The organism is Microcoleus harperi Pol14_C6, assembly GCF_036701295.1.
GTDB lineage: Bacteria > Cyanobacteriota > Cyanobacteriia > Cyanobacteriales > Microcoleaceae > Microcoleus.
Genome location: NZ_JAUBQN010000011.1, coordinates 131,397 through 137,396, shown reverse-complemented (window position 1 = coordinate 137,396; position 6,000 = coordinate 131,397). Strand labels below are relative to the sequence as shown.

Below are 6,000 nucleotides of genomic sequence, written 5' to 3'. Positions count from 1 at the left end.
CCCGGAATAAATCAACCCGGAATAAATCAACCCGGAATAAATCAACCCGGAATAAATCAACCCGGAATAAATCAACCCGGAATAAATCAACCGCCACCATCGCCAAGCGGTAGATTTCCATTAGATAGAAACCGACTTTTTCCCGATCGCAACCAACCCTTTACTCGCGAACAGCGGCAGAACCAAAATAGAATATTGCGAGATATAGCAAAACCCCGAGACAGGATGCCGCCCGAAAGAATGCACTCTGCCAGAGAACTGAGAAATTTCATCAATTCAAATATCAGAGATTCAGTTATTCAGTCAGCATTTCGCGGCGACATCGGCAGGACTTTAGAGGCAGGAAAAATATCGGAAGCTTTGTCTCTGCTGGACAAATCTTTCAGCCAAGAATTTGGGGAATATTTAGGGATAAACATCAGTGACGAGTTGGTATCCCCAGAGGAAATTCAAAAAAAATTAGCATCCGTGGCCACAGAAACTGGCACGAAACCCAGCTTAATTTATCTGTTTTCGCAGCCCGAAGAATTAAATTTAATGCTGATCACTTCTTGCGGTGAAGTGGTTCACAAAAGTGTGCCTGCTGCGAACCGGGCAGAACTGCTGAAAGTTGTCACTCAGTTCAGGGATGAGATTACCAAACCGGGGGTGCGGGCTACTACGAGTTATCTACCATCTTCCCAACAGCTTTATAAGTGGATCGTGGCGCCTTTAGAGGACAGTTTGAAAAACTGCGAAACCGATACTATTTCCTTTGTTGTCGATCGGGGTTTGAGAGGTATGCCCTTTGCTGCTTTGCACGACGGACAGCAATTTTTAGTGGAAAAGTACAGTCTCAGCCTGATGCCCAGCATTAATTTAACAGATACTCGCTACGTCGATCTCAGAAATTCTCAAGTTTTAGCAATGGGTGCCTCGGAATTTTCCGAGTTGAATCCTTTGCCTGCGGTTCCTGCTGAAATAGCCGCCATTTCTAGAGAGTGGCCGGGAGTTACTTTTCTAAATGAGGGTTTCACTTTGGATAATTTGAAGCGACAGCATCAAAGCCGACCTTTTGGCATTATTCACTTAGCTACTCACGGCGAATTTCGACCTGGATCGCCGAATAATTCTTTTATTCAGTTGTGGAATAGTCGGCTGCGATTGGATCAATTGCGGGATTTGAGATTGAACGATCCGCAGGTGAATATGTTAGTTTTAAGTGCTTGTCGGACTGCGGTGGGAGATGCACAGGCGGAGTTGGGTTTCGGGGGTTTGGCGCTGCAAGCGGGGGTGCAAACGGCTTTGGGAAGTTTGTGGTACGTGAGTGATGAAGGTACTTTGGGATTGATGAGTGAGTTTTACCAGCAGTTGAAGACAGCGCGAATTAAGGCGGCGGCGCTGCGACAAGCGCAAATTGCGATGTTGCGGGGAGATGTGCGTTTGGAGGGGGGAAGATTGCGGGGTTTGAGTCGGGGTGAGGGGGTGGAGTTGCCGACTTCGCTGCAAGGGTTTGCGGATTTAAAGTTGTCGCATCCTTATTATTGGTCGGCTTTTGTGATGATTGGGAGTCCTTGGTGATTGGTGATTAGTGATTAAGTAAGTCGAGGGAAATATTTACAAGTATGTAACGAAGGATTAAGTAAGTTGATGGGAGTTAAATTGAACAGGTTCTGTAGTATACTTTCCTTTTTCTGCTCTAACTTCTACCCCATTAATTACAGCATAAGCGAGCTCTAATTCATCATCAAACATTTTTCCGGCTAGTTGATTTTTTTTGATATATTGCCACTGCCATTCAATTTGATTCATTTCTGAACAATATTTAGGCAAAAAGAAGATGTATTAACCCTGAATTTCCTACTTCGATCATAATTGTTGGACTTTGCCGACATCGGTGTATCGGACCGTTTTCATTTTCATAGCGACACGCCGATCGCGCTGCTGTTCAAATAACCCTAAGACGCTACCAAAAAGCAAGTCTATGCGAGTCATCATCCAGCGAGTAAAATCATCTCAAGTCGAAATAGAAGGTCAAATTGTCGGCAAAATTGGCTGCGGACTTAACTTGCTTGTAGGTATTGCAGACACCGACACCGAAGGAGAACTCGATTGGATGGCTCGCAAATGCCTGGAATTGCGCGTGTTTCCCGACTCTGCCGGGGATACCGGGCGCTGGGACAAGTCCGTACAAGACATCGGTGGCGAGTTGCTGGTTGTCAGTCAGTTTACGCTCTACGGCGACTGTCGCAAAGGTCGGCGACCTTCCTTCGATCGAGCAGCGGCTCCTGAACGAGCCGAAATTCTTTATGATAAATTTGTCGAAAAGTTGCGCCAGAGCGGCTTAAAAGTTGAAACAGGCTTGTTTGGAGCGATGATGCAAGTCTCGATCGAGAATGACGGGCCGGTGACTTTGATATTAGAGAGAGAATCGGGGTGAGTTGGTTGACAGGTCTCTCTGTGCACCGCACCGCACCCTACTTTTCTTGTCTTTCTACCCTTCGGGAACGGCTTCGCCGAACGTGTCCTTTGCATCTTCGCGGTTCGTTCAAAAAAAGCCGTTGCCGTTACTAAGAGCAAATTTTCAGATTAACCGGGTTTCCTAACTGCTGTTGCGTAGGTTCAGAAGACATGGGTTTTCGCTACATTTTCTCCCATCCCGATTCCAGAACTTCAAACCCTTAAAAAACCAGTTTGTAAATCGTCCACTCCGCGGCCCCGAAACACCGTCAATTTTTTTCGCGATCGCCCTACCCGACTAACAGCTCAGAATGCTTGTACAGTAAGGCTTTAACGGCAATAAAACCAATCTTCCACAGCCAGCGCTTAGAATCAGATTCAGCAGCCAAAAACTGTTGGATGAGAGAGTGGAACACTGGCATCACTGCGGTTATCTCTACTTCCGTAACATTCAATGTATAGAGAGTTGAATCAGCACAGCAAGCGAAACCGCCAGCAACTGCCGCCTCACTCTCTAACAAATGTCCTCGCACACCCGCTGTGCCCTACCACCCGATAAACGCCATGACTGTCAAAGCTGCCACCAACACCGTCAACTGCAACACCGCTTCTGACCTCAACTCGATTCCCGAACAAACCGCTGAAATCAATACTGTTCCCAGCATCGATATCCTCGCTTTGGCTAACTTCGCCCTCAAAGAATTGCAAGCGGAAATGAAAACTGCCAGCCGCAGCGCTCAAACAGTGGCGATGCGGATTGCTAAGGAAGTTGAACGGATTTGCCAAAAAAGCGATCGCATCCAAATTTCCGGCGAAGTTGAAGCTTGGCAAATCACCTTGGCCGAGCACCGGTTGCAAAAAATCCTGCAATACTACCGCCTCGGTTCCAAACAAGGCCGCGTCGAACTGCACTCTCACCTCGCGGCTATGATTTACCGCCATGTTGCTTCTTTCCGATCGAACTTGAACTTCCAAGCTCGCTACAACATGATTGAAGACTTTTTGCAAGGCTTTTACATCGAATCTCTGCGAGCTTTCCGCCGCGAACACCAACTCGATGTCACCTACCAGCCCCGCACCCAGCTAGAATTGGCTGAGTACATGGCTTTCACCGAACACTACGCCAAGCGCCAAATCGGTTTGCCCGGCCGCAACCGCCAACGCCTGATCGTGCTGCGCGCTCAAGGATTTGCCAAGGGCCAGCCTCCCGAAACTGCGATCGACATTGAAATGGCTGTAGAATCCGGCAAGGGAGAAGAGGCGGAAATGTACAGCCGTTCTCCGGCGCTGCAACAAGTGCGCGAGCAAATGGTATCGGAAACTGTCGATCCGGCTGATGCAGTGCTGCGCGATCGAGTAGTCTCGGAATTGATCGCCTATCTGGAATCGCAAAATCAGCCAGAATGCGTGAATTACTTAACTTTAAAACTGCAAGACCTTTCGGCTTCGGAAATTGACCGCGCGCTCGGTTTGTCTTCCCGGCAGCGCGACTACTTGCAACAGCGGTTTAAGTACCACGTCGAAAAATTTGCCCGCACTCAAAATTGGAAACTCGTCCACGAATGGCTGGGTGCTGATGTCGATCAAAAGCTGGGAATGACTTCGGACAAATGGGAAGCATTTCGCGCTCAACTTGCGCCCGAAATGCAGCAAATGTTAGAAATGAAGCGGAATCAAGAAAGCGACAAGGCGATCGCCTCCGCCCTCAAATGCACTCCCAAACAAGTCCAAAAACGCTGGGCGCAACTGTTGGAACTGGCTAGCCAGACTCGCAACAGCAGCCAAGCTTAACTGGTGCTCAAATATGAATGCAACTGTTTTCTTGAGACTGGAAAATGCGATCGGGTGCGGCACCTGCACAGGAATGCCCGCCCCGGCGTCCACTCTCAAATCAACAAGGGCTGCTACTAACTTATCGCCGCTTTTTGGCATATTCAATTTATTAAAACAAGATTATTTTTTTTTAACTTTTTCGTTCCCTGCTTAGGCAGGGTAATTTGTTTTTATCAATCATTATTCATTAGTCATCACTTATTGGAAATTGCTTGCTGAAGAGGCGGTATTGCATATATTGATAATGATATTTAAACATAGGGAGGAGTATAATAAAGGCGATGAAGTGGCAGCAACGACAAAAGCAAATATCTCGGTAAACTATCGAGATACCAGAGTTCTTGATGCAACCGAGTTACTCCGTCGGGGGAGTGCTACGGCGCTAATTAATCAAGCTTTGGTTGAGCAAAGTCAGATACAACAACTGTCTAATCATGAGGAAGCTACGAAATAGCTTCCTGCTAGTGCTGCTAAAAACCCTAATTGATTTTTGAACCAGTATCCATCATAAGAGCGATCGCTTCTACATACTGAGTTTCCACCATCAACTTTTTGTCAGCGCTGGCACTACTTTTTCGCTAAACACCTCAATAAACTGCTCTTGTTCTCGGTTAACGTTGTGAAAATTAGTTCATCTAACCCCAATTCAATATCTTTTTGCAACCACTCAATAGGCTGCTCTTGGTCTGCCGAGATGCGGACGTGTTGATATAACTGCTCTGGTTTCACAAACTCCCCGCTGGTATCAAATTGATCTGGTTTTATCAGTTCGATAACATTTTGCTTCTGAAGATGTTACTACGCCATTAATCGTGAGCGCCTTGTAGTGCTTTCTTTGCATTACTGTTATAGGAAAGCTGCACTTTCAAAATCATTGGTTTCCCTTCTCCGCCACCGCGACGAGACGCATCGACAACTTTTTTAACTTTTCAGGTGGGTGAGAAGTAGTAATTAATCCATCTGCCCAACTGCCCAACCATTCTGCGGTTTCTGGGGTAACTGCCGCGCCGATAATTAATGGGAGAATTTTCGCACGGGTATAGAGTTTTACATCTTCTACGCACACTAAACCGCAATGGGTGACGGTTTCTCTAGCCCAAAGGGCGCGGATAATATGGACACATTCTTTGAGGCGTGTGTTGCGCTCTTAGTAGGCCAATTATCCCCAGTAATATTTTCGTTCAACGCTCGACCGCTGCCAACCGTGAGCCAAAAACTATTTGGAAACATTTCTACCAACGTTGCCGCAGCTTGGGCAATAATACCCGGATGATACCGCTGTCTGGGAGCGCAAACAACCCGATAGGAAAGCCTCGGCGTTGCTTGCATTGCTGCACCCAACAAAGACTAAGGAAAACCGCTTTGTCCTTGTCCTTGCGCTTAACTCCAAGGATGAAAGTGATCGGAAGAAAGGGCATGGGTAAAGCCAGCTTGTTCTGCCATTTGGACATATTTCAGCAGTTCGCTGGGCTTAAACTGTTCCTGGGAAGCATGATAACCAATTTTTGCCATAAGTTTTTAGGAGTTTTGAGTTGAGTAAGGGCGATGAATCCTTACCCGCCCTGAGTTGTGAGTTCAAATATCCAGACTTAAAAGCAAGTGATTTAATCAGGACGCCTTGTAAAAGTTTTGAGCTTTGAGTTAGATAAGTTTTTAAGCTGTTCTACATTTAAACTGTGTGTCAAAAATCAATAAAACTTTTGTGGGACGGGCTTCTAGCCTGTCCCG

The 6,000-nt window shown here is 46.7% G+C and carries 9 protein-coding genes; 4 read left to right on the top strand and 5 right to left on the bottom strand.

Annotation, left to right across the window (positions count from 1 at the left end; genetic code table 11):
• Positions 1-1,560, top strand: a 1,560-nt coding sequence (locus QUA27_RS10985) for a CHAT domain-containing protein (RefSeq protein ID WP_333067980.1), incomplete at its 5' end; no start/stop codon positions are given.
• A 57-nt stretch (positions 1,561-1,617) separates the two neighbouring features.
• Here QUA27_RS10985 and QUA27_RS10980 read toward each other — a convergent pair.
• Positions 1,618-1,791 carry a hypothetical protein gene (locus tag QUA27_RS10980; RefSeq protein WP_333067978.1) on the bottom strand — a complete coding sequence of 58 codons (174 nt, stop codon included), beginning with the start codon at positions 1,789-1,791 and terminating at the stop codon, positions 1,618-1,620.
• A 172-nt stretch (positions 1,792-1,963) separates the two neighbouring features.
• Between QUA27_RS10980 and dtd the strand changes: the two genes are divergently transcribed.
• On the top strand, positions 1,964-2,419 hold the full coding sequence (gene dtd, locus QUA27_RS10975; RefSeq protein ID WP_333067977.1) for a D-aminoacyl-tRNA deacylase: 456 nt from the start codon (positions 1,964-1,966) through the stop codon (positions 2,417-2,419).
• A gap of 310 nt (positions 2,420-2,729) precedes the next feature.
• On the opposite strand, the gene QUA27_RS10970 is transcribed toward dtd, so the two are convergent.
• Entirely contained in the window at positions 2,730-2,972 is a 243-nt protein-coding gene (locus QUA27_RS10970; protein ID WP_333067976.1) for a hypothetical protein, read from the bottom strand.
• 31 nt (positions 2,973-3,003) lie between these two features.
• Here QUA27_RS10970 and QUA27_RS10965 point away from each other — a divergent pair, with 31 nt between their 5' ends.
• Positions 3,004-4,230 (top strand): HetZ-related protein, encoded by a 1,227-nt coding sequence (locus tag QUA27_RS10965; RefSeq protein ID WP_333067975.1) that lies wholly within the window; start codon positions 3,004-3,006, stop codon positions 4,228-4,230.
• 250 nt (positions 4,231-4,480) lie between these two features.
• Entirely contained in the window at positions 4,481-4,726 is a 246-nt protein-coding gene (locus QUA27_RS10960; RefSeq protein WP_333067974.1) for a hypothetical protein, read from the top strand.
• 417 nt (positions 4,727-5,143) lie between these two features.
• On the opposite strand, the gene QUA27_RS10955 is transcribed toward QUA27_RS10960, so the two are convergent.
• The 3 genes from QUA27_RS10955 to QUA27_RS10950 are packed head-to-tail and all read right to left on the bottom strand — an operon-like array spanning position 5,144 to position 5,784.
• Positions 5,144-5,383, bottom strand: coding sequence for a hypothetical protein (locus QUA27_RS10955; RefSeq protein ID WP_333067992.1), 240 nt, complete (start codon positions 5,381-5,383; stop codon positions 5,144-5,146).
• The gene (locus tag QUA27_RS27375) at positions 5,338-5,601 is read right to left on the bottom strand and encodes an LLM class oxidoreductase (RefSeq protein WP_445251493.1); all 264 of its coding nucleotides are present in this window, start codon (positions 5,599-5,601) and stop codon (positions 5,338-5,340) included. Before QUA27_RS27375 ends, QUA27_RS10955 begins: the two co-directional genes overlap by 46 nt.
• Before the next feature lie 51 nt (positions 5,602-5,652).
• Positions 5,653-5,784 carry a hypothetical protein gene (locus QUA27_RS10950; RefSeq protein WP_333067973.1) on the bottom strand — a complete coding sequence of 44 codons (132 nt, stop codon included), beginning with the start codon at positions 5,782-5,784 and terminating at the stop codon, positions 5,653-5,655.
• Positions 5,785-6,000 lie beyond the last annotated feature (216 nt).